General features: G+C 71.8%; 19 protein-coding genes. 9 read left to right on the forward strand and 10 right to left on the reverse strand.

Features of this window, described 5'->3' with window-relative positions:
- Positions 1 to 19: 19 nt before the first annotated feature.
- Positions 20 to 1,948: an Hsp70 family protein gene (locus AB6V29_RS07065; protein ID WP_369357760.1), complete on the reverse strand. Its 1,929-nt coding sequence runs from the start codon at positions 1,946 to 1,948 to the stop codon at positions 20 to 22.
- A gap of 171 nt (positions 1,949 to 2,119) precedes the next feature.
- On the opposite strand from AB6V29_RS07065, the gene AB6V29_RS07070 reads away from it, so the two are divergent.
- Positions 2,120 to 2,791 carry a response regulator transcription factor gene (locus tag AB6V29_RS07070; protein ID WP_369357762.1) on the forward strand — a complete coding sequence of 224 codons (672 nt, stop codon included), beginning with the start codon at positions 2,120 to 2,122 and terminating at the stop codon, positions 2,789 to 2,791.
- 11 nt (positions 2,792 to 2,802) lie between these two features.
- Positions 2,803 to 4,566: a hypothetical protein gene (locus tag AB6V29_RS07075; RefSeq protein WP_369357763.1), complete on the forward strand. Its 1,764-nt coding sequence runs from the start codon at positions 2,803 to 2,805 to the stop codon at positions 4,564 to 4,566.
- On the opposite strand, the gene AB6V29_RS07080 is transcribed toward AB6V29_RS07075, so the two are convergent.
- Positions 4,546 to 5,493, reverse strand: a complete 948-nt coding sequence (locus AB6V29_RS07080) for a sensor histidine kinase (RefSeq protein ID WP_369357765.1) — start codon at positions 5,491 to 5,493, stop codon at positions 4,546 to 4,548. The two genes, AB6V29_RS07075 and AB6V29_RS07080, sit on opposite strands and share 21 nt — an antisense overlap.
- A 121-nt stretch (positions 5,494 to 5,614) precedes the next feature.
- Between AB6V29_RS07080 and AB6V29_RS07085 the strand changes: the two genes are divergently transcribed.
- Positions 5,615 to 5,782 (forward strand): hypothetical protein, encoded by a 168-nt coding sequence (locus tag AB6V29_RS07085; RefSeq protein WP_369357767.1) that lies wholly within the window; start codon positions 5,615 to 5,617, stop codon positions 5,780 to 5,782.
- Between the two features lie 9 nt (positions 5,783 to 5,791).
- Here the strand turns inward: AB6V29_RS07085 and AB6V29_RS07090 are convergent, their stop codons facing one another.
- The 3 genes from AB6V29_RS07090 to AB6V29_RS07100 form a co-directional block, all read right to left on the reverse strand.
- The gene (locus AB6V29_RS07090; RefSeq protein ID WP_369357769.1) at positions 5,792 to 6,715 is read right to left on the reverse strand and encodes a nucleoside hydrolase; all 924 of its coding nucleotides are present in this window, start codon (positions 6,713 to 6,715) and stop codon (positions 5,792 to 5,794) included.
- The gene (locus AB6V29_RS07095) at positions 6,712 to 7,545 is read right to left on the reverse strand and encodes a ribokinase (protein WP_369357826.1); all 834 of its coding nucleotides are present in this window, start codon (positions 7,543 to 7,545) and stop codon (positions 6,712 to 6,714) included. The genes AB6V29_RS07090 and AB6V29_RS07095 overlap by 4 nt, the downstream gene beginning before the upstream one ends.
- A gap of 121 nt (positions 7,546 to 7,666) precedes the next feature.
- Positions 7,667 to 8,692, reverse strand: coding sequence for an FUSC family protein (locus AB6V29_RS07100; RefSeq protein ID WP_369357770.1), 1,026 nt, complete (start codon positions 8,690 to 8,692; stop codon positions 7,667 to 7,669).
- 345 nt (positions 8,693 to 9,037) lie between these two features.
- Between AB6V29_RS07100 and AB6V29_RS07105 the strand changes: the two genes are divergently transcribed.
- The gene (locus AB6V29_RS07105; protein ID WP_267787536.1) at positions 9,038 to 9,502 is read left to right on the forward strand and encodes a DUF3817 domain-containing protein; all 465 of its coding nucleotides are present in this window, start codon (positions 9,038 to 9,040) and stop codon (positions 9,500 to 9,502) included.
- 14 nt (positions 9,503 to 9,516) lie between these two features.
- On the opposite strand, the gene AB6V29_RS07110 is transcribed toward AB6V29_RS07105, so the two are convergent.
- The 4 genes from AB6V29_RS07110 to AB6V29_RS07125 form a co-directional block, all read right to left on the reverse strand.
- Entirely contained in the window at positions 9,517 to 10,086 is a 570-nt protein-coding gene (locus AB6V29_RS07110; protein WP_369357772.1) for a hypothetical protein, read from the reverse strand.
- 76 nt (positions 10,087 to 10,162) lie between these two features.
- The gene (locus AB6V29_RS07115) at positions 10,163 to 11,266 is read right to left on the reverse strand and encodes a class I SAM-dependent methyltransferase (RefSeq protein WP_369357773.1); all 1,104 of its coding nucleotides are present in this window, start codon (positions 11,264 to 11,266) and stop codon (positions 10,163 to 10,165) included.
- A gap of 53 nt (positions 11,267 to 11,319) precedes the next feature.
- Complete coding sequence (locus tag AB6V29_RS07120) at positions 11,320 to 11,469, reverse strand: hypothetical protein (protein WP_164481596.1); 150 nt, start codon at positions 11,467 to 11,469, stop codon at positions 11,320 to 11,322.
- Between the two features lie 24 nt (positions 11,470 to 11,493).
- A complete protein-coding gene (locus AB6V29_RS07125; RefSeq protein WP_369357776.1) occupies positions 11,494 to 12,300 on the reverse strand; it encodes an EI24 domain-containing protein in 807 nt (268 codons plus the stop codon).
- A gap of 9 nt (positions 12,301 to 12,309) precedes the next feature.
- Here AB6V29_RS07125 and AB6V29_RS07130 point away from each other — a divergent pair, with 9 nt between their 5' ends.
- The 5 genes from AB6V29_RS07130 to AB6V29_RS07150 all read left to right on the forward strand — a co-directional run bounded on the left by AB6V29_RS07130 (position 12,310) and on the right by AB6V29_RS07150 (position 18,141).
- Entirely contained in the window at positions 12,310 to 13,215 is a 906-nt protein-coding gene (locus AB6V29_RS07130; RefSeq protein WP_267787533.1) for a hypothetical protein, read from the forward strand.
- A gap of 87 nt (positions 13,216 to 13,302) precedes the next feature.
- Entirely contained in the window at positions 13,303 to 15,819 is a 2,517-nt protein-coding gene (locus AB6V29_RS07135) for an ATP-dependent Clp protease ATP-binding subunit (protein ID WP_369357778.1), read from the forward strand.
- A 129-nt stretch (positions 15,820 to 15,948) separates the two neighbouring features.
- Complete coding sequence (locus tag AB6V29_RS07140; protein WP_369357780.1) at positions 15,949 to 16,830, forward strand: LLM class flavin-dependent oxidoreductase; 882 nt, start codon at positions 15,949 to 15,951, stop codon at positions 16,828 to 16,830.
- Positions 16,827 to 17,660, forward strand: coding sequence for an LLM class flavin-dependent oxidoreductase (locus tag AB6V29_RS07145; protein WP_267789328.1), 834 nt, complete (start codon positions 16,827 to 16,829; stop codon positions 17,658 to 17,660). Before AB6V29_RS07140 ends, AB6V29_RS07145 begins: the two co-directional genes overlap by 4 nt.
- A gap of 73 nt (positions 17,661 to 17,733) precedes the next feature.
- The gene (locus tag AB6V29_RS07150; RefSeq protein WP_267787531.1) at positions 17,734 to 18,141 is read left to right on the forward strand and encodes a hypothetical protein; all 408 of its coding nucleotides are present in this window, start codon (positions 17,734 to 17,736) and stop codon (positions 18,139 to 18,141) included.
- Between the two features lie 74 nt (positions 18,142 to 18,215).
- On the opposite strand, the gene AB6V29_RS07155 is transcribed toward AB6V29_RS07150, so the two are convergent.
- The gene (locus tag AB6V29_RS07155) at positions 18,216 to 19,865 is read right to left on the reverse strand and encodes an ATP-dependent DNA helicase RecQ (protein WP_369357782.1); all 1,650 of its coding nucleotides are present in this window, start codon (positions 19,863 to 19,865) and stop codon (positions 18,216 to 18,218) included.
- Between the last annotated feature and the right edge of the window lie 8 nt (positions 19,866 to 19,873).

The raw sequence follows: 19,873 nt of genomic DNA on the forward strand, positions 1-19,873 counted from the left end.
GGGCTGTCCCTACCCGTCGTCACGTGCTGCAGCGCACGGCTGTCGGGTCGTCGCCGACGAGGTCCTCCCATCGCACATCCGAGAACGTCAGGTCCAGCGCGCCGGTGCCGAACGCCACGAAGGGGGTGTCGACGGCGCGGGGGTCGAAGCCCGAGACCGTGAAGCAGGCCGCCGGGACGATGACCTGCTGCGTAGCTCCCTCGGCGAGGGCATTGATCGTGCTCGTGATGTCGACCGCGCCCCCGCAGGGATACCCGCAGTGCGCGGCGACCTCGAAGAACGTGGCCGCTCCGCTGTTGCGTGTGACGTCGAAGACGAGCGCGCCGCCGCCGTCGGCGATGTCGTTGAGGTCGATGGACGCGCCGGTGCTCTGCGCGTACAGCTGGGCGGGAGAGTCCCCCGTCCACACCGCGTGGAAGCCGGCATCCGTCTGCGTCAGCTGGAGGTTCGGGCGCGATGCCTCCTTCTCGTCCAACGGGGTCACGCCCCACACTCCGGCCGTGTCGCTCGACTGCACGAACCAGTCGAGTCCGGTCGTCGAAATGCCTTCGGTGAGGATGGGGAAGGCGAGGGTGGCGGTCGTGGTCTCGGCCGCGGCGGCGGGTGCGGGCGCCGCGACGACGGTGGGCGGGGCGCTCGCCACCGGGCTTGCCGCGGTGCTCGCCGCTGTCGGGGTCTCACCGCGTCCCGACCACGAGGCGGCGGCGACGATGGCGGCGCCGGCGACCGCGGCGACGGCGAGACCAGCGAGGAGCATCGAGCGGCGACGGACTCGGGGGTGTCCTGTCGTACCCGGGGCGGAGCTCGTGAGGATGGTCGTCGGACGGGGAGCCGCAGCAGCGGTCTCGAACGGGGCATCGTGCCGGGCCGGTGCGGTGTCGTCATCTCGCGCTGCGAGCGCCCGCGCCCGTTCGGCCGCCCCGAGCGCGACGGTGAATTTGGGGAGGTGGGTGGCGGCTATGGGCTTGCCGATCGACGACACCTCCTCGGCCACGAGTGGGATTCGCGTCGACCCGCCCGCGAGCACGACGACATCCACGTCGTCGGGGTCGAGGCCCGCCGAGGCGATCGAGCGCAGCAGAGCGGCGACGGCCGTCTTCACCATGGGGCGGATGCTGCTCTCCAGGTCGAGCCGCGTGAGGGTGATCGCCTTCTCGGCTCCGTCCAGGCCAAGGCGAACCACCGTCTCTTCGTGGACGGACAGTGCTTCTTTGGCGCTCGTACACGCCTCGTCGACCGAGGACAGGATCGCCACGTCGCCGGGGTCGGCCGGATCCAGGGCGGACAGACGTCCACCCAGGCGTTGATCGAGGAGGCCCCGCACCGCGTCGTCGAAATCGTCTCCGCCGAGATGCTCGATCCCCTCCGGGGTGCCGAGCACCTCGGGCCCACCGCTCTCGACGCGGAGGACGGCGGCCTCCGTGTTCCGCCCCCCGAGGTCGAAGACGGCAAGGAGGGCGCCCTCGGCCAGTCGACGATCGCGCGCGAAGAACATCGCGGCGGCGACCGCATCGGCGACGATCTCATCGACGCGCACGCCGGAGAGCTCGGAGATTCGCGCAAACTGCTCCCGGCGGTAGGGACCCCACGCGGCGGGACACGTGACGACGACGCGCTGCGGCCCCTCGCCGTACTGCTCGGTCACCGCGGCGACGACGTCGCGGAGCTGCGCGGCCATCAGCGCCTCCGGCGCCGTGCCGACGCCGCCGATGAAGATCGGCGTGGGGTCGCCGAGCCGCCTCTTGAACCCGCGCACGAGACGCGTCCGGTCCTCGTGCGCGGCGTCTGTCGCCGCCTGGCCGGTCAGGATGGTGCCATCGGCGGCGACGAAGGCGACGGAGGGCTCGACGAGGTGCGGCGAGAGGTGGGCTGCCCGCACTCCGATTTCGTCGCCCACAGCGACCGCGATCGAGGTCGCTCCGAGGTCTACGCCGATCGAATATGGCATGGGGGCTCCTTCCGATGTCCGCGCTCCGTCTCGAACCCGGACACGAGGCAGACACTAGATGAATAGTGTGAACGGGGCCTACCCGGCTCAGCGGGGTCTGTCGTCGGGGGCCGCGATAGCATAAGGGCGCGCGCCGGCCGGACGCAGCGTGACGCAAGGAACGGGGCTTCGATGCGGGTGGCGATCGCCGACGACGGCACCTTGTTCCGCGAGGGGCTCGTGATGCTGCTCGCCGCCGCGGGTCACGACGTCGTCGCTGCGCACGACGGCGGCGATGAGCTCCTCGTCACGCTCGGTGCGGAGCAGGTGGACATCGCCATCCTCGACATTCGGATGCCGCCCGGCGAAGAGGGTGGGTTGGCGACCGCCCGAAGGATTCGGGCTCAATACCCCGACATCGGGCTGCTGATGCTGTCGCACTACGCGGAGTCGCACTACCTGCGCGCGATGCTCGAGATCGGCACCGAGGCCATCGGCTACCGTCTCAAAGAGCGCATCGCCGGCGTGCAGATGCTCAACGACACGTTGGAGCGCATCCATGCGCGAGAGATCGTCATCGAGCCCGTCCTCGCCAGCAGGCTCATCGAGATCGGCGAACATCGTGACACCGCGATGGCGGGCCTGGGGGAGCGCGAACTGGACGTGCTCCGACTGATGGCGGAAGGGCGCGCGAACCGATCCATCGCGGAGCAGCTGTTCGTCTCGGTGAAAGCGGTCGAGAAGCACGTCGCGTCGCTGTTCGTGAAGCTCGAAATCCCCGGTGATGCCACCATGCATCATCGACGGGTACTCGCCGTGCTGAGCTACCTGCAGGCGCAGAAGGTCGGTGGGGTCGGCAGATGACGGCGCGGAGCGTGCCCCGTCGCATCGTGGACGTCATCGCGGCGACTCCCCGCGACTCGCTGCTCCCCGCGCTCCTGCAGAACCTCGCCCTCGGCCTTGCCGATGGTGAAGCGTCCACACCGCGGCTGCGGTTGCTCCAACGCCTCGACGACGGGCATCTTCAGAGGTTGGCCTCGTGGCCTCAGGACGAGGAGGGCTCCGAGCCCGCGCATGCCGATCATCACGCGGTGCCCGGCGTCGGGGTCCTGGAGATCGCGCCCCCTCCCGACCTCGCCGTCGAGAGACGACGACGGCTGCTGGTGGAGTCGTGTGAGTGGCTCGGGGCGACGGTGCGCGCAGACCGTGCTCTGCGCGAGCTCGAGCGAGCCCGACAAGACGCCCTGTCGAGTGAGCAGGATGCCGAGCAGGCCGAGGTCCGCGCCGGACGAGTGCGCGAGGGGGAGCGCATCCGGCTCGTGGACAGCATCACGACGACGACCGTCGCCGATCTCGCCGAACTCCGCCGTCGGCTCTCGACGCCCGCGGGAGCCGTGGAATGGCCGGCCGTCCACGCGCTGACGGAACGCCTCATCGATGAACTCCGCGACACGGTGCGCGGGGTCTTCCCCGCCATGCTGCCCACGTGCGGCGCGGAAGAGACGCTCCGCGAACTCGCGGCGGCGTCTGTCTCGCCCGTCACCGTCGTCGGTGATCTGGGGCGGCGGACGAGCTGGGACGTGGAGTCGGGTTTCTATCACGCCGTGGCCGGCGTGCTGCGGGCGATGGCGCGCGCAGGAGCGCCCCTGACGTTGGCCCTTCACCGTGCGTCCGGGCTGGTCGCGGCGGTGCGAGGCAGGGGACGGGATGGCGACGCGGTCGAACGGGCGTTGCGGATGGAGATCGAGCGCATCGGCTCGCTCGGCGGGGAGCTCCGGGTGCGGGAGCGAACCGACGGGGAGGTCGAGGTGGTCGTGGAGATGCCCGATCGCGGCGACGTGAGCTCGCTGCCCCTCTCGAGTCGGCAGACCGCCGCGCGCCCCATCTACGCACGCGTGTCCGCGCTCCTGGATGCCGCGGGTCTGCCGGACGGAGAGCTCGAAGCCGCTCGGGACGCCCTGGCTGCTTCCGTGACCCTGCTCGTCGTCCAGGGTCCGTCGCCGGCGCCCATGCCGGGCGTGCAGACCGTGCTCTGCGACGAGGTCGCCGATGCGGCGCTCGGCACCGAGGTGCGGGATCGTCAGGGCCGCTGGGGACCGATCGACGCGGTGGTGTGCGCGCTCGCGCCGCGCCTCGGATTCGTCGACGCGCTATCGAGCGAGCAACTCGTCTTCCGTGACGGCGTCGCACCCGCCGAAGCGGTCATGACGCTGTCGGCGAGGGCGCCGGTCCTCCTGGCCCGCCGAGCGCTCGACATGCTCTTCGCGTCAGCGTCGCGGGCGGGCGCCACGGCACTGCTCTGGGAGATCGACCGGTTGCGGTCTCACTCCCTCGAGCTCGTCGAGGACGCGCTGCTCGACGAATACGTGCGCGGCACGGCGCACTCGATCGTCGATGCCGACGCAGCGCGCCTCCTCGGCGCTGCGGGCGGAGATTCGCGCGTTCGCCTCGGTCTTCTTCCCGACGCCGACGACGAGCGGGTGCACGCGGCGGCTGTCGCTGCCGTCGAACGGTGGCAGTGCGCGGCGGCTCGACCGGGTCTGGGCGGTTCCGGGCGGCGGGCTGTCGAGGTCCTGCAGCGGAGTGCGGCCGGTGTTCTCGACCGCGAGAGGTCTTCGTCAGTACGGCACGCTGGCTGAGATGCGTGTCCCGGCGCCCGGCGAGGAGTCGAGGTCGAGGACACCGCCGATGGCCTCGATCCGGTGCGCGAGGGAGGCGAGACCGCCCGCTTCGCCGCTCGCGGTGAAACCCGGTCCGTCGTCGCTCACCCGGACGAACGCGCGGCCGCCCTCGAGTCGAGCCTCGACGAGGATGCGCGCCCCGGGCGCGTGCCGACGGGCGTTGCCGACGGCTTCGAGGGCGAAGAAGTACAGCGCCGACTCGACGACGGGCAGCAGCCTCGCAATGTCGGAGCAAACCTGCACGTTCGCGTCCTCGAGTTCGGCGAGAGCGCCGCTCAGCCCGTCCCGCGCCAGGGTGGGCGGCAAGACGCCTCGCGCGGTGGTGAGCAGGAGCCGCTCGGCCGTGTCGAGCTGTTCGCGCAGGCGGGCGAGCCGCTCCTCGTCGCCCTGCTCGTGCTGCTGGTGCTCGGCGATCGCCATCGTCATGCGAAGGGCGACGAGATGGTGCTGAGCGCCGTCGTGGAGGTCGCGCTCGAGGCGGCGCCGCTCGTGTTCCATGTCGGCGGACGCACGCCAGCGGACATCGTCCAGTCGTCGCACCGCTTCCTGGCGTCGACGTCGGGCGTGCCACACCCCGTCTTCGGCGGCGTAGGGGGTCAGGAGCAGAAGGAGCGGTTGCCATGCGCCGGCACCGGGCATCGCCGCGGCGGGTGCGACGGTGGCGATGATGTCGGGGTCCGATCCGAGTCGGAGGGTCGCGACGTCGTCGCTGGGGACGGCCTCGCGGGCGCTCCAGCTCAATGCCTTCGTTCCGAGCCGCAGTTCGCACCGATGCGCGCCGACCGCCTCCGCGACGGTCGCGAGCAGTGTCGACGGCGGAGGAGGGGTGTCCGATGCGGTGAGCGCCGTGGTGAGCGCATCGCCGATCACGTCTTCGGCGCGCACGCTGCGACGCTATCAGCCCGTCTCACGGCGAGCAGTGCCGACCTGGTGCGGTCGACGGGGGATCGAGCGCTTCGGGTGACCGCATCGCCAGGCCGGTTCCGGATGCTCCTACTCTGGATCCATGGCCCGAGACGCGCACGACGACCAGGAGCAGCGCGCTCTCCGCGCGATCGAAGCCATCAATGCCGGCGCCGACATCGGTGACGAGGCGTCCCGGCTCGCGAACGAGTTCACGGATCGCCACACGTCCCGGCTCACGGCGTGGTTGAAGAGCCGCCGCCGCGGCTAGCGCACCGCCTCAGACCGGCCACTCCCGCGCTTCGAGCCGTTCCAGCAGCACTTCTGCCGCCGAGCCCTCCATCGCGCGGACCCATCTCTGCGTCTCCGACCCGCTCGACGACACCGTCCGCCCGCGTTCGCCGCGTTCGAGCCGCACGTCGACCCGGCCCGCCGAGACGCTCACTCCGCGCAGAGCCCCCGCGGCCACCATCGCGGCGAGCGGATCGTGCAGCGCGCAGCGGCGGTCGGGAAAGACTCCGGCGTAGAAGTCGAGGTAGTGCGGCAGCATGCGCGCCAACGCCTGCGGCACGGCTCCCGGGATCGCTTCGAGGCGCACGAGGTCGGTGGCATCCAGGGTCTGCGTCATCGTGACGTCGAGGGGCACGAGCGTGGTGTCCCAGTCCTGCGCGAACACGACGGCAGCGGCTTCGGGGTCGTTGTGGATGTTGGCCTCGGCCCACGCGGTGACGTTGCCCGAGTGGGCGAACGCACCGCCCATCACGACGAAGTGGTCGAACCGCGCGACCCCGGGCGCCTCGGCGTAGGCCGCGAGATTTGTCAGGGGGCCGAGGGCGAGCACGGTGAGGTCCGGATGCCGTGACGCCACGTGGTCGATCAGCTCGACCGCCGCGCGGGCGTCGTGCGCGCGGGCCGCGGCGGACAGGGCGATACCGCCGAGCCCGTCGTCACCGTGCACGTGCGGAGCTCCGCCCGCGTAGGCGCGAGCGCGGAAATCGTGCGCGCCGATCGCGACGGGGATGTCGTCTTCGCCGGCGAGCTCGAACAGCGACAGGGTGTTGGCGGCGGCGCGGGCGGCATCCGTGTTCCCGGAGACGGTCGTGACGCCCACGACCTCGACGGAGGGCTCGGCCAGCAGGTAGGCGAGGGCCAGGGCGTCGTCGATGCCGGTGTCGCAGTCGACGAGGATCGGGCGGCGGTTCATGCGGGGACTCCGTACGTGTCGAGGGCGTCGAGCGCCGGTTGCGAGGCGTCGTCGGCGACGGCGGCGGACCCCACGGCGCACGCGCGGGAGAGGGCGTCGGTCTCGGCGTCTCCGCGGAGCAGTCCGACGACCAGGGCGGCGCAGAACGCGTCGCCCGCGCCGACGGTGTTGCGAACGGTCGTGGGCACTCCCGCGGCCGAAGCCACGAGCTCGCCGCGCCGGTAGAGTCGCGCACCCTCGGCGCCGAGCGTCACGCAGAGCAGAGGGGCGTCGTGCACCTCGGGCAGCTGTGCGTACTCGGTCTCGTTGACGATCACGAGGTCGCACCGCTCGAGCACCTCGGCGGGCAGCGGCCGGGCGGGGGCGGCGTTGACCGCCAGGAAGCCCGCAGCACGCGCGGCGGCCGTGACGACGGCATCCGACACCTCCAACTGCAGCAGGACCGCAGCTCCCGGTTCGATGCCGAGCGCATCCGCGTCGATGGCGGCGTTCGCCCCCGCGCACACGACGATCGAGTTCTCGCCCGTCGCATCGACGACGATGAGGGCGGTTCCGGTCGCGGCGTCCGTGGTCTGCACCCCCGAGGCGTCGACCCCGATCGCGGCGAAGCGGTCCCGGATGCCGCGACCGTCGGCGTCGTCGCCGACGGCGCCGATGAGCCGGACCTCGGCGCCGAGGCGGGCAGCGGCAACCGCCTGATTGGCCCCCTTGCCTCCGGGGCCGCGGTCGAGGACGCCGTCGGCGACGGTCTCGCCGGGGCCGGGGGAGCGGCGGACGCGGGCGGTGAGGTCGACGTTGATGGCGCCGACGACCGTGAGTGGGGCAGAGATGGCGGGGCCTTCCGATCAGTGCAGCAGGAGGTTCGCGGCGATGAGCAGCGGTGACACGAGGGCCGCGCCCACGGCGGTGCTCACGAACGGGAACGGGGTGTAGCCGGTGGGCATGGGGCGCTCAGCTTCTCGCGGATCGGCGGCGCAGGCCCGCCGACACGATGGCGACGAGGGTTCCGACGGCGACGCCGATGACCGTCTCGATCACGCGGTCGCGCAGCAGCATGTCGGGGGCGACGGGGGAGGCGAGCGACACCATGAGCAGAGCCAGCGGGGTGATGAAGAGCATCGCGATGCCGTAGTTGCGGCCGACGAACAGCTCGGCACCCGCCTGCAGGGCGACCGCGATGAGCAGCACGACCCACGGGGGCAGGTCGAGAGCGAGCAGCCCCGCGGCGATCAGCACGCCCAGGAGCGTTCCGACCAGCCGCTGCACGCCGCGGATGAGTCGCGCGGTGACGTGTGCTCCGCCGACGGCGGCGACGGCACCGACCATCGCCCAGTACCAGTGCGTCCCGATGAGCAGGGCCCCGGCGATGCCGGCGACGAGAGCGGCGACGCCGACGGTCGCCGTCATCTCCCACGCGACCGAGCCGATGGGCGGCCGCGTGCGAGCCGGGCGCCGCCACGAGCCGCGCCGTGCGAGGACGAACGCGCAGGTCACGAGCAGGCTCCACAGCACGCTTGCGCCGCCGACGACGAGCACGGTGAGGAACGTCGCGCCGGTGGCGGGGAAGCTCGCGGTGGCTCCCGCGGCGAAGACGGCGAAGAGCGCACCGGGCGGATGCCACTGGGCGCGGTAGGCGAAGAGGGTGACGGCCGCGGCGAGGACCGCGACGACGGCGACGCTCGCCATGGCGGGGGTGGAAAGGGCCGAGAGGGCGGTCCCGACGAGCATGCACGAGACCAGGACCGTACCCGCCACGGCCTGCATGCGCACGCGCGTGCGAGGGAGGTCGGTGCGCCCGTAGAGCGCGGCGAAAGCCCCGAAGCTCGCGTAGACGCTCAGGTCGAGGCGGCCGAGCGCCAGGAGCACGAGAAGCGGGACACCGACGCTCACCACGGCACGGAAAGCCACTCGGTGATCCCCGCGGTGCGGTCCCACGCGGATGACCCCGGTCCACACGCGCCCCCGGGATTCCGCCATCCCTCCAGCCTACGCTCCAGGATCGCGGGCGCCGGGCGTCCCGCGGGGGAGCCGGACCCTCGGCGGGAGAGGCGAGGGTGCCCGGAGGGATGCCGAGACGTCAAGGGCGTGGCATCCCTCGCTCGATCTGATGGGGTGGAGCGATGGATGCCGAACGCCAGAAGCCCCCGATCGAGCCCGGCCCCGAGCCCGACACGTCGACGGCCGCGGAGGGGACGAGGTCGGATCCCTCGCTGGACGAGGACGATCAGCCGATCGAGTGACGTCTCGACGTCGAACGGTGAGCCGGTCAGCGGCGAGACGTTCTGCGTAGGGTGGAAAGCCCCGACTCGAACGAGGAGAGACGTGTTCCGCACGCCCCTGACCCTGTTTCGCACCCTCGCGATCGCCGAGGCGGTCTCGTGGACGCTCCTGATCGGAGGGTTGATCCTGCGCGCCGTCGCGGACCTGCCGATCGCGGTATCGATCGGCGGGGGGATCCACGGCTTCGTGTTCCTCGCCTACGGCGCGACCGCCGTGCTCGTGGCGCTGAACCAGCGCTGGGGCCTCGGTCCCACCGCCCTCGCGGTGGTCAGCGCCGTGATCCCGTACGCCACGATCCCCACCGAGATCTGGCTCCACCGCACCGGACGTCTGCGCGGCGCGTGGCGCCTCGACGACAGCGGTGACCCGCGCGATCGGCGCCCGCTCGACCGGTTGCTGCGATTCTTCCTCCGTCGACCGTGGGCCCTCGCGGTGGCGCTCGTGGCGGTCGTCGTGGTCGTGTTCGTTGTGCTGCTCACCGTCGGCCCTCCCGGCGGCAAGGGCTGACGTCGGACTCCCCCTCAGCGCACGAGGATGCGCACGCTCGCGGGGACGATCCGACAGGTCGCGGTGAACGTCTCGACCGACCCGGACAGGGTGGCCGTCGCCCTCCCCGCCCCGAGGAACGCGACCGTGCCGTCGTGCGCGTGGACACTGGGCGAGCGGTCCGAGAAGTGGCGCATCTCGCCGCCCGAGCCGCTCGCGAAGGCGAGGTCGAGCTCGACGGCGACGATCGGACCCGTCTCGGAGCTCACGCGCCAGTCGATCGCGGCGAGCCCTCCGCCCCGGCTCGTCATCGTCAGCGTCGCCGACCCGCACTCCTCACCGCCCACGATCTCCGTGCGCAGAGGCTCGGCCGGGGGCGTGGTGGCGGCACCGCAGAGGTCGATCCCGTGCAGGCGGGCGTAGCCCCGGCCGTTGTCGGTGATGCTCGAGCAGTCCGCCAGGAGAGGGGCCGTGAGGGCATCGGAGAGCGGATCGGCGCGCACGCTGCCGGTTGCGGGTGCGCCGGAGGCGGGAGGGGCGGACGGCAACGCCGTCGCCAGGGCCGCGACGACCAGGAGCGCGGGAACGGCGGTTCGGATCCGCACGGCGCACCTCCTCGTCGACGTCGATCGAAATCTACGCGCGGAGCGCAGCGGACGCCACGACTCGACGCGGATCGGGTCAGCGCTTCGTCGAGACGGTGACGGTGAACTTGCGATCGCGCGCCACCTGGCGGGTCGGACCGACCAGCCGCTCCAGCGCCGCGCGGTACCGCAGCGAGGAATTCCACACCGTCCACAGCTCGCCGCCCGGCTCGAGCACCCGAGCCGCGTCGGCGAACATGCGGGGAGCGAGACCCTCGTTGATGGCGGCACCCGCGTGGAACGGGGGGTTGAGCGCGATGAACGAGGCCGAGGCATCCGGTTGCGACCGGAGGACGTCGTCGCGAACCACGCTCACGCGATCGGCCACGCCGTTGGCCTCTGCCGTGGCCCGCGCCGAGGCGACGGCGACCGCGGACTGGTCGCACGCGACCACACGGACGGAGGAATGCCGCACGGCCAGGGCCGCGGCCACCACGCCCGTCCCGCAGGCGAGGTCGATCGCCCGGTCTCCGCGCGGGGCGGGCAGCTGGGCGAGCATCAGGCGCGTGCCGATGTCGATCGACGCGCCCGCGAAGGCGCCGCCGAACGCACGGACCCGGATGCCGTCGATCTCGGCCCCCTCCGGCTCGGGGACCGCGCCGTCGCGTGGGCCGCGGGCGGTGAGGACGCGGGACTTCTGCCGCGCGTGCGAGACGTCCACGCGGTCGAAGAAGCGCCGTAGCACGTCGTTCATCGACACCGTCATGTGCTTCAGTCGGCCACCCGCGACCACGACGACGTCGGGGTGCGCGTGCAGCGCGATGAGTCCGGCGATGTCGGACAGCGCGTGAAGCGACCGGGGGAGGCGCAGAAGGACGACGCGGGCGCCGGTGAGCAGGTGCGCGTCGAGCGCATGAGAGACGAAGGAGTCCTCGAGCTCGGCATCGCGGGCGTTGCGCGCGAGGGCTTCCTCGCCCAGCAGCTCGTCTTGATGGACCCGGATGCCGCGGGCTCCGGCATCCGCGGCCGCCAGGGTCAGTGCCCCGTAGGAGTCGCCGACCACGACGAGCTCTCCCTCACCGAGCGCGGCACGCACGTCGGCGGATTCGTCCAGGATCAGACGATCGGCGGCATCGACGGCCACGAGGTCGGGACCCTCGAGATCGGGGTGGCGACGCAGGGCATCGAACGAGAAAGGCACCGGACCACGCTACCCGGGGGTGACGTGACGCGGTGCCTGACCGAGATGCGTGCTCAGCGGGTGCCGAAGTGGAACGGCAGCGCCAGCGAGGCCGAGACGAGGATGATGCCGAGCGCGAAGAACAGCGCCGGAGCGGCGAGGGAGAACGAGATGCCGGTCAACAGCATGCCGCCGACGAACAAGATGAGAGAGACGATGAACATGAGGATCCCTTCGGTCGCTCCAGGCTATCGTGCCGAGTCCGCGCGCGAGTGCGCGGCCGGGGTGGCGTGGGGGTCGAGCGCGTCCGGAGCGCGGCCGTCGACGGGACGGATACCGAGAGCCGCGTGCGCCCAGAGGGTACTGCCGGCCACGGCTGCGGGCATGACCGCCACCGCCCCGAGCGGGACGAGGAAGCAGAGCTGGGTGGCGACGCCGAAACCGAGGGCACGTGCGCGGTTCGTGCGGAGGAGCTCTCTGCGCGCGCGCCGATCGAGCCCCCGGGCGGAGAGCGCGCGCGAGGTGAGTTCGTCAGCCAGGAGCCACCCGGTCAGCAGCACGCCGGTGACGAAGCCCAAGACTCCGCCGACGAAGGGGATGAGGCCGATGAGCCATGCCAGAGCAGCGGCCACGATACCCCGGAGGATGAGACGCACGCTGTCTGCGACGGCCCGCCAGAAGCCGTACTCTGCGGCGGGGACCGCGCCCGTGGCGCTGCGCTCGGTCGCGCGCCAGATGCGGTCGTAGAACGGCTCACCCACGGCGAGAGTGACGGCGGTGAACGACACGATGACCACGAGGACCGCCGCGCCGAACGACGCGAGGCCGATCGCCGCACGGAGAGTGCCGGCCCACACCGGTGCCCACGCGTCGGCGAACGGCGTCCAGTCGTCGACGAGATCGGGCAGGACGAGACCCCACGTCACGAGCGCGGCACCGAGCACCAGGCCGACGATCGTTCCCGGGATGAGCCCGAGCGCCATCGCCCCGGGGGTTCGGCGCCATTGGCCGAGACCGCGGGCCAGCAGTGCCGCTCCGGCGAGGAATTCGCGCATGCCGGAATTGTGACAGACGCCACCGACGTCGAGAGGAAGGTTGCGCTCGCCGCCGATGTCGGCGGGCAGTGCCAGGATGCCGCTATGCGCATCCGCACCACTTCGACGCAGCGCACGTACCGGTACGTGCGACTGGCGCTGATCGGTGCGACGGTGTTCCTCGCCATCGGTGTCGGCCTCGAGCTCGGGCGCGGCGACGGGCTGCCGTCGGTCAGCGCGACGTATTACACCCCCGCGGGCCCGGTGTTCGTGGGGGCGCTGAGCGCGACGGCCCTCGCCCTGCTCGCCCTATCGGGCCGCAGCCTGGAGCAGGGCCTGCTCGACATCGCGGCGGTGCTCGCTCTCGTGATCGCCTACGTACCGACGACCATCTCGTCGAACGCCTGTGCCGACGGTCTGCGCTGCGTGCCGCCGGAGGTGAGACCGACCGTGGCGAACAACGCCGTGGCGGTGGCATCCGTGGTTCTTCTCGGGGCGGTCGCGGCGGGGATCCTGGCACGCGTTCAGGGCACCGCGAGTCGCGGGGTAGCGCTCACGGTCGGGGTCATCGTCGTGCTGGTCGCCGGGGGAGCGGCGTGGGCTCTGGCCGCGCCCGGGGTCTTCCTCGCGTGGGCGCACGAGATCGCCGCGGTCGCGTTCTTCGTTCTGATCGCGGCGGTCGCCTCGATCGCGGCGTGGAGGCCGCGGCGCAGCGGGCGGCTGCGGCGGGGAGTCCGTCTCGCCTACGCGGCCGTGGCCGTGGCGATCGTGCTGACCCTGGTCCTGCTCGTCATCGGGGTCGTCTCGGGCGTGGAACGCACGGGCTTTCCGGTCGTGCTCGTGGGCGAGTCGGCGGCCCTGGCGCTCTTCGCGATCTTCTGGCTCGTGCAGACGGTGGAGCTCTGGAACGACGCCGACCCGACCCTCCGGGAATAGACGCCGCGCACTCTCGTTGAACTTGATGCGACGGCGCTCAAGTAGCAAACTTGAGTGAACCGCACTCACGTATCTCAGGAGACGGAATTGCCCGAAGAATTCACCCCCGGCGACGGCGCTCAGTCGTTCGACGAGTTCCTGGCCCGCTACCTCGCGGGCGAGCAGGCGCGAGCCGAGCGCTCGATCGACCTCAGCCGGTTCCTCAGTGCACGCACGCAGGACGCCCTCCAGGCGGCCGGACGTTTCGCGCTCGGCCGAGGCCAGCGTGAGCTCGACGCTCTGCACGTGCTCCACGTCCTCGTCGGACGCTCGCCCGCCAAAGAAGCCGTCGCGCGGCTCGGCGCCGACCCCGCCGCGATCGCCCGTGCGGCCGAGAGCCGCCTTCCCGCCGCCGCGACCCCCGCGAACGTCGACGGTGCCGTCGTCGCCGGCTCCGTGCAGCGCGCGCTGTTCCACGCGTTCCAGGTGGCGCGGGCCGCCGGGTCCACGTACGTCGACCCCGACCACCTCTTCTTCGCGCTCGTCCTCGCCCAGGACGCGCCCGCGGGGCAGATCCTCGCGCAGGCCGGAGTGACCGCCGAGGCCCTCACCCAGGGGGTGCGCGAGACCGTCATGGGCGGCGACGAGAACGAGGCGGCCGACGAGTCGGCATCCGCGACTCCGAACCTCGACCGCTTCGGCACCGACCTGACGGCGCGGGCCGTCGCCGGTGAGCTCGACCCGGTCATCGGTCGCTCCGATGAGATCGAGCAGACCATCGAGATCCTCAGCCGCCGCACGAAGAACAACCCCGTGCTGATCGGCGAGGCCGGCGTCGGCAAGACGGCCGTCGTCGAGGGGCTCGCCCGCGCGATCGTCGCCGGAGAGGTGCCCGAGCAGTTGCGCGGTATGCGCGTCGTCTCGCTCGACCTCGCGGCGATGCTCGCCGGAGCGCGCTATCGCGGCGACTTCGAAGAGCGCCTCACCCAGACGATGGAGGAGGTCGCGGCATCCGACAAGCTCGTCGTCTTCATCGACGAGGTGCACACCCTCGTCGGCGCGGGCGGGAGCGGAGACGGCTCGATGGACGCCGGGAACATCCTCAAGCCCCGCCTCGCCCGCGGCGACGTGCACCTGATCGGCGCCACGACCGTTCGCGAGTACCGCACGATCGAGAAGGACCCCGCCCTGGAGCGGCGCCTTCAGCCCGTGCGCGTGGGCGAGCCCTCGATCCCGGATGCCGTGGAGATCCTGCGCGGACTCCGCTCGGCGTACGAGGAGCACCACGCCGTGACGTACACCGACGAGGCGTTGCGCGCGGCGGTCGAGCTGAGTCACCGTTATCTGCCGGACCGCGTGCTGCCCGACAAGGCGATCGACCTCATCGACCAGGCGGGCGCGCGGCTGCGGCTGCGGCTGGGCTCGACGGTCGACACGACGGCGCTGCTCGAACGCCTCGCAACCCTGGAGGCCGAGAAGAACGCCGCGGTGTCCGCCGAGCGCTACGAGGAGGCCTCTCGTCTGCGCGATGAGATGGCTGCCGTGCAGACGCGGCTCGACGAGGCGACGGCCGGCCCCCGTGCCGCCGCGGTCGTCGACGAGGCCGAGATCGCCGCGGTCATCAGCCGGGCCACTGGCATCCCCGTCGCACGCCTCACCGCCACCGAGCGGGGCCGCCTGGCCGACCTCGAGGCCGAGTTGCACGCTCGCGTGATCGGTCAGGACGACGCGGTCGCCGCCGTCGCGAAGGCGGTGCGTCGCAACCGCACGGGCATGGGCGACGAGAACCGCCCGGTCGGATCGTTCCTGTTCCTCGGCCCCACCGGCGTCGGCAAGACCGAACTCGCAAAGGCTCTCGCGGGCTCGTTGTTCGACGACGACGCAGCGGTGATCCGCTTCGATATGAGCGAGTTCGGCGAGCGGCACACCGTGTCGCGCCTGATCGGTGCCCCTCCCGGATACGTCGGCTACGACGAGGCCGGTCAGCTCACCGAGCGTGTGCGCCGCAACCCCTACGCCGTCGTGCTGTTCGACGAGATCGAGAAAGCCCACCCCGACGTCTTCACGCTGCTGCTGCAGGTGCTCGACGACGGCCGGCTCACGGACGGACAGGGCCGCACGGTCGACTTCCGAAACACGGTCATCGTGATGACCTCGAACCTGGGCGCCGAGTTCCTGGCATCCCGCTCGGGCGCCATCGGCTTCACCACGACGGGTCGCGAGTTCGCCGATGCCGACCTCCGCGACCGAGTGATGGGAAAGCTCCGCGAGGCCATGCGTCCGGAGTTCCTCAACCGCATCGACGACATCGTGTTGTTCCGCAAGCTCGAGAAGACGCAGCTGCGCGAGATCGTGGGGTTGCTGCTGGAGGCGACCTCGCGGCGACTGGCGTCGCGCAACGTCTCCCTCGAGGTCACCGATGCGGCGATGGACCGTCTCGCCGAGATCGGGTACGAGCCGGAGTACGGAGCGCGGCCCCTGCGCCGGGTCATCCAGCGCGAGGTCGACGACCGTATCGCCGACCTGTTCGTGTCGGGTGAGCTGAGCGACGGTGCAGCGGTGACGGTGGATGCCACGGACACGGGCATGACGGTCACCCCCGTCACCGCCGCTCTCGCCGCCTGACGAGCCCCTTCTCGACGCCCCCGGTGCTTCGGTGCCGGGGGCGTCTTGGCGTGGGGGCGTTTCGCCCGGGCAGCGGCGACCCGCGCGCCAGCCCCTCCCGATGTCGCAGGTTCGCGGCAGAGTAGAGACATGAGTCGTATCGGCACGATCTTCAGCCCGTACCCGCATCCGCCCGAGAAGCTTCGCGACGCAGCGCGAGCGGCCGAAGACGCGGGGGTCGACGAGCTGTGGCTGTGGGAGGACTGCTTCCGCTCGTCCGCGTGGGCCGCCGCCGCCGCCGCTCTCGCCGTCACCGACCATCTGCGCATCGGAGTCGGCATCGCGCCGCTCCCGCTGCGCAACGTCGCGGCGTCGGCGATGGAGATCGCGACGATCGAGCGCATGTTCCCCGCACGCCTCCTGCCGGGCTTCGGGCACGGGGTGCAGGACTGGATGCGTCAGGTCGGCGCCAAGGCCGCCTCACCGCTCACGCTCATGCGCGAGCAGCTGCCGGCCCTCCGCTCGCTGCTCGCCGGTGAGACGGTGAGTACCGAGGGGCGCTACGTGAAGCTCCGCGACGTCACTCTCGACTGGCCGCCTCCCGCGGCGCCGCTCGTCTATGCCGCCGCCGAAGGGCCCAAGACCCTCGCCCTCGCCGGGGCCGTCGCCGACGGGGTGGTGCTCGACAGCAGGCACACCGTCGCCGAGATCGCGGCGGCCGTGCAGACCGTGCAGATGGGTCGTGCCGAGGCGGGCCGTGAGGGCCGCACCGATGTCGTCGCCTACGTGCTGACGGCGTTCGGCCCCGACGCTCTCGAGCGCGCCACCGCGGTGCTCGCCGATCGCGAAGACGCGGCGGACCGCGTGCTCGCCGGCTCGGTGACAGAGGTGGCCGAGGGGGTCGCGCGCTTCCACGCCGCGGGCGTCGACGACGTCGTTCTTCTCCCCACCGACGACGTCGACCTCGCCGCCTTCTTCTCGGCGGTGGGTCAGGTCGCGCTGGCCCTGCCGAACGCGGGAGATGCGTCATGACACGAGGAACCGTTTCGCTCGGACTCGCAGGCTCCCTCGGTCCCGACGCCGTCGCGCGGATCGCTCCGGCCGTCGAGAGAGCGGGCTTCGACACCCTCTGGATCAACGACACCCCCGATGGCGATGCTCTGGCCGCGCTCGCCGCCGCCGCGCGTGTCACGGATCGTCTTCGACTCGCGACCGGCGTCGTCCCCGTCGATCGCCGGCCCGCCGACGCGATCGCCGCCGAGGTGGCATCCCTCGGTCTTCCGCTGGACCGCTTGACGATCGGTATCGGCTCGGGCATGGCCAAGCAGGGCGCCCTGGCCCGGGTGACCGAGGCCGTCTCCGTGCTGCACGAGGCCGGCGTGCCCCGCGTCCTCGTGGGGGCGCTGGGCCCCAAGATGCGCCGCACGGGGGCGGAGCTCGCCGAGGGCGTGCTGTTGAACTGGGTACCGCCGACCGAGGCTCGAGACCAGGCCGAGGTCCTCCACGCCCTCGCACCGGCCGCGCACGTCGCGGTCTACGTGCGTACCGCCGTGGTCTCGGCCGCCCGCGAGCGCCTCGACGCCGAGACCGCCATGTACGCGTCGTTCCCGAACTACGCCGCGAACTTCGAGCGGATGGGAGTGGATGCCGCGGCCACGACGATCCGCGACGCCGCCGGACTCGCAGACGCGCTCGAGGCATACACGGCGGCCGCCGACGAGGTCGTGCTGCGCGCGATCGTGCCCGAGGACACGGTCGAGGCGTACGTCGAGTTCGTGCGGACGACGGCGCCGGCCCGGCACAGCGGTCATGCGGCATCAACGGACCCGGACGCCGTATCGCCACGCCCGCCGGGGTCGTGATGACCCCCTGCTGAGGCCGGTGGGGCCGCGCGCGAGCGGCCCCGCCGGCTTGCACGGATGACAGACTGACCCCATGCCGCGTCGCACTGGTCTCACCGTCCGTTCCGTCGCCCGCGGGGTGCTGGCCCTCCTGCTCGTCGGGGCCGGGGTCGGCCACGTCACGTGGGGTCGGCGGGGCTATCGGATCGTCGTCCCGGGGTGGGCCACGCGACTGCTTCGGACGGACAAGGACGCCATCGTCGTGGCATCCGGGGCCGTCGAGGTCGTCTTGGGGGTCGCTCTCGTCGCTCTGCCGCGGGAACGTGGACGCATCGGGGCGGCCATCGCGGCCTTCTTCGTCGCCGTGTTCCCGGGAAACGTGCACCAGTGGCGGACCGGACGTTCGGCGCCGGGGCTGAACACCGATCGCTCCCGCTTCATCCGGCTCTTCCTGCAGGTGCCGCTCGTCGCGTGGGCGTGGTGGTCGACGCGCGCCCGGTGACGCCCCTGCCGCGGTTCGGAACGGAACTCACGGTGCAGAGCCGATGAATCACACCTCGAGCCGCTGACTGCCCCTCAGGCCGCCTCGCCGAGCTCCAGGATGCCCTTCTCGAACGCCGCGCGAGCGAGCACCTTGTACCCGTGGTCGGCGAAGAACACCGTGAGCCGGTCGTCCTCGATCGCCATCACGGTGCCGGTGCCGAACTCGCCGTGCTCGACGGTCGAGTCGATCCGGATGCCGTCGTCGTCGGACGTCTCGTCGCGCTCGTCGACCGTGGCCGCGGTGCCGGCGTCGCACCGATCGCACGACCCGCACTGGGCGGCAGTCTCGACGCCGAAGTACTCGAGCAACGCCCGCCGGCGGCAGTGCGTGGTCTCGGCGTACCCGCGCATGATCTCGATGCGCGAAGCTCGAATGCGCTCCTCGGCCTCGTCGCGCTCGCGCACGGCGCTGACCGCGTCGCCCGCCGATACCTTCGCTTGCGCCGAGACCCCCTCGGGGCCCGAGACGGCGAGCTCGCACGCCACGAGCTGATTGAGCACCCGGCCGATCGCCCTGACCGAGCGTCCGCTCTCGTCGGCGATGTCCCTCGCGCGCACCGGCTTCTTCATCCGCTGGAGCACGTCCCACACCCCCGCGATGTCGGCGCGCTTGGTGTGACCGCCCGCGAAGAAGGAGCGCAGCGAGAAATCCTCGGCGCGGTAGTGCAGGATCGCCCGCGCGGGTTGCCCGTCGCGTGCCGCTCGGCCGATCTCCTGCGCGTAGGAGTCGAGGGACTCGGTCACGTCGGCGTGCACGACCAGACGAACGTCGCTCTTGTCGACGCCCATGCCGAACGCGGAGGTCGCCACGACCACGTCGAGTTCGCCTGCGCTCCAGGCGGAGTGCACCTCGTCGCGCTTCTTCTGCGCCATCGCACCGTGGTACGCCGCAGCTCGCAGGCCGAGCTCACGCAGTTCCTCGGCATACGAGTCGGTGCCCTTGCGCGTCGCCACGTACAGCAACGCCGGGCCGCCGGCATCCTGGACGTCCGCGATGACGGCGCGGCGCTTGTCGGCGTCGTGCTCGTGCCGCCGGACCGCCATGTGGATCTCGGGGCGATCCATGCCGCGCACCTCGAGGTGAGGCTCGCGCATGCCGAGGCTTTCGACGATGTCGTCTCGGACGGGAGCGGATGCCGTGGCCGTCAACGCCAGCACCGGGGGGTGACCGAGCGCCTCGATGGCGTCGCCGATGCGCGCGTAGTCGGGACGGAAATCGTGGCCCCACGCCGACACGCAGTGCGCTTCGTCGATGACGACGAGGCGCACGTCGGCTTTCGAGAGTCGATCGAAGACCTCGTCGTTGGCGAGCTGCTCGGGTGCGAGGAACGCGTACACCGAGTCGGGGCCCTCGATCGCCGCCCAGGCCTTCTTCTTGGCGGCGGCACCGGTGCGGGAGTTGAGGGCGACGGCCGCGGGGGCGTCGGGGGCGGCGTCGATCGAGTCGATCTGGTCGCGCTGCAGGGCGAGCAGGGGAGAGATGACCACCGTCGTCCCCCCGAGCTCGCAGCCGGCGATCTGGTAGACCGCCGACTTTCCTGCGCCGGTGGGGAAGACGACGAGGGTGTCGCGACCGCTCACGACCGCGTCGATCGCCTCGGCCTGACCCGGCAGCAGGTCGTCCCATCCGAACACCTCACGGGCGGTGCGGGCGGACTGTTCGAGTGTGGCGGGAGCGTTCACGAATCCTC

The sequence above is a fragment of the Microbacterium sp. 20-116 genome (genome assembly GCF_041079415.1).
Lineage (GTDB): Bacteria > Actinomycetota > Actinomycetes > Actinomycetales > Microbacteriaceae > Microbacterium.

What these genes read in the sequence shown, in the direction of transcription:
- AB6V29_RS07065 (WP_369357760.1), bottom strand. Translation starts at nt 1,948, where the DNA reads ATGCCATATTCGATCGGCGTAGACCTCGGAGCGACCTCGATCGCGGTC.
- AB6V29_RS07070 (WP_369357762.1), top strand. Translation starts at nt 2,120, where the DNA reads ATGCGGGTGGCGATCGCCGACGACGGCACCTTGTTCCGCGAGGGGCTC.
- AB6V29_RS07085 (WP_369357767.1), top strand. Translation starts at nt 5,615, where the DNA reads ATGGCCCGAGACGCGCACGACGACCAGGAGCAGCGCGCTCTCCGCGCG.
- AB6V29_RS07090 (WP_369357769.1), bottom strand. Translation starts at nt 6,715, where the DNA reads ATGAACCGCCGCCCGATCCTCGTCGACTGCGACACCGGCATCGACGAC.
- AB6V29_RS07100 (WP_369357770.1), bottom strand. Translation starts at nt 8,692, where the DNA reads ATGGCGGAATCCCGGGGGCGCGTGTGGACCGGGGTCATCCGCGTGGGA.
- AB6V29_RS07120 (WP_164481596.1), bottom strand. Translation starts at nt 11,469, where the DNA reads ATGTTCATCGTCTCTCTCATCTTGTTCGTCGGCGGCATGCTGTTGACC.
- AB6V29_RS07125 (WP_369357776.1), bottom strand. Translation starts at nt 12,300, where the DNA reads ATGCGCGAATTCCTCGCCGGAGCGGCACTGCTGGCCCGCGGTCTCGGC.
- AB6V29_RS07140 (WP_369357780.1), top strand. Translation starts at nt 15,949, where the DNA reads ATGAGTCGTATCGGCACGATCTTCAGCCCGTACCCGCATCCGCCCGAG.
- AB6V29_RS07145 (WP_267789328.1), top strand. Translation starts at nt 16,827, where the DNA reads ATGACACGAGGAACCGTTTCGCTCGGACTCGCAGGCTCCCTCGGTCCC.
- AB6V29_RS07150 (WP_267787531.1), top strand. Translation starts at nt 17,734, where the DNA reads ATGCCGCGTCGCACTGGTCTCACCGTCCGTTCCGTCGCCCGCGGGGTG.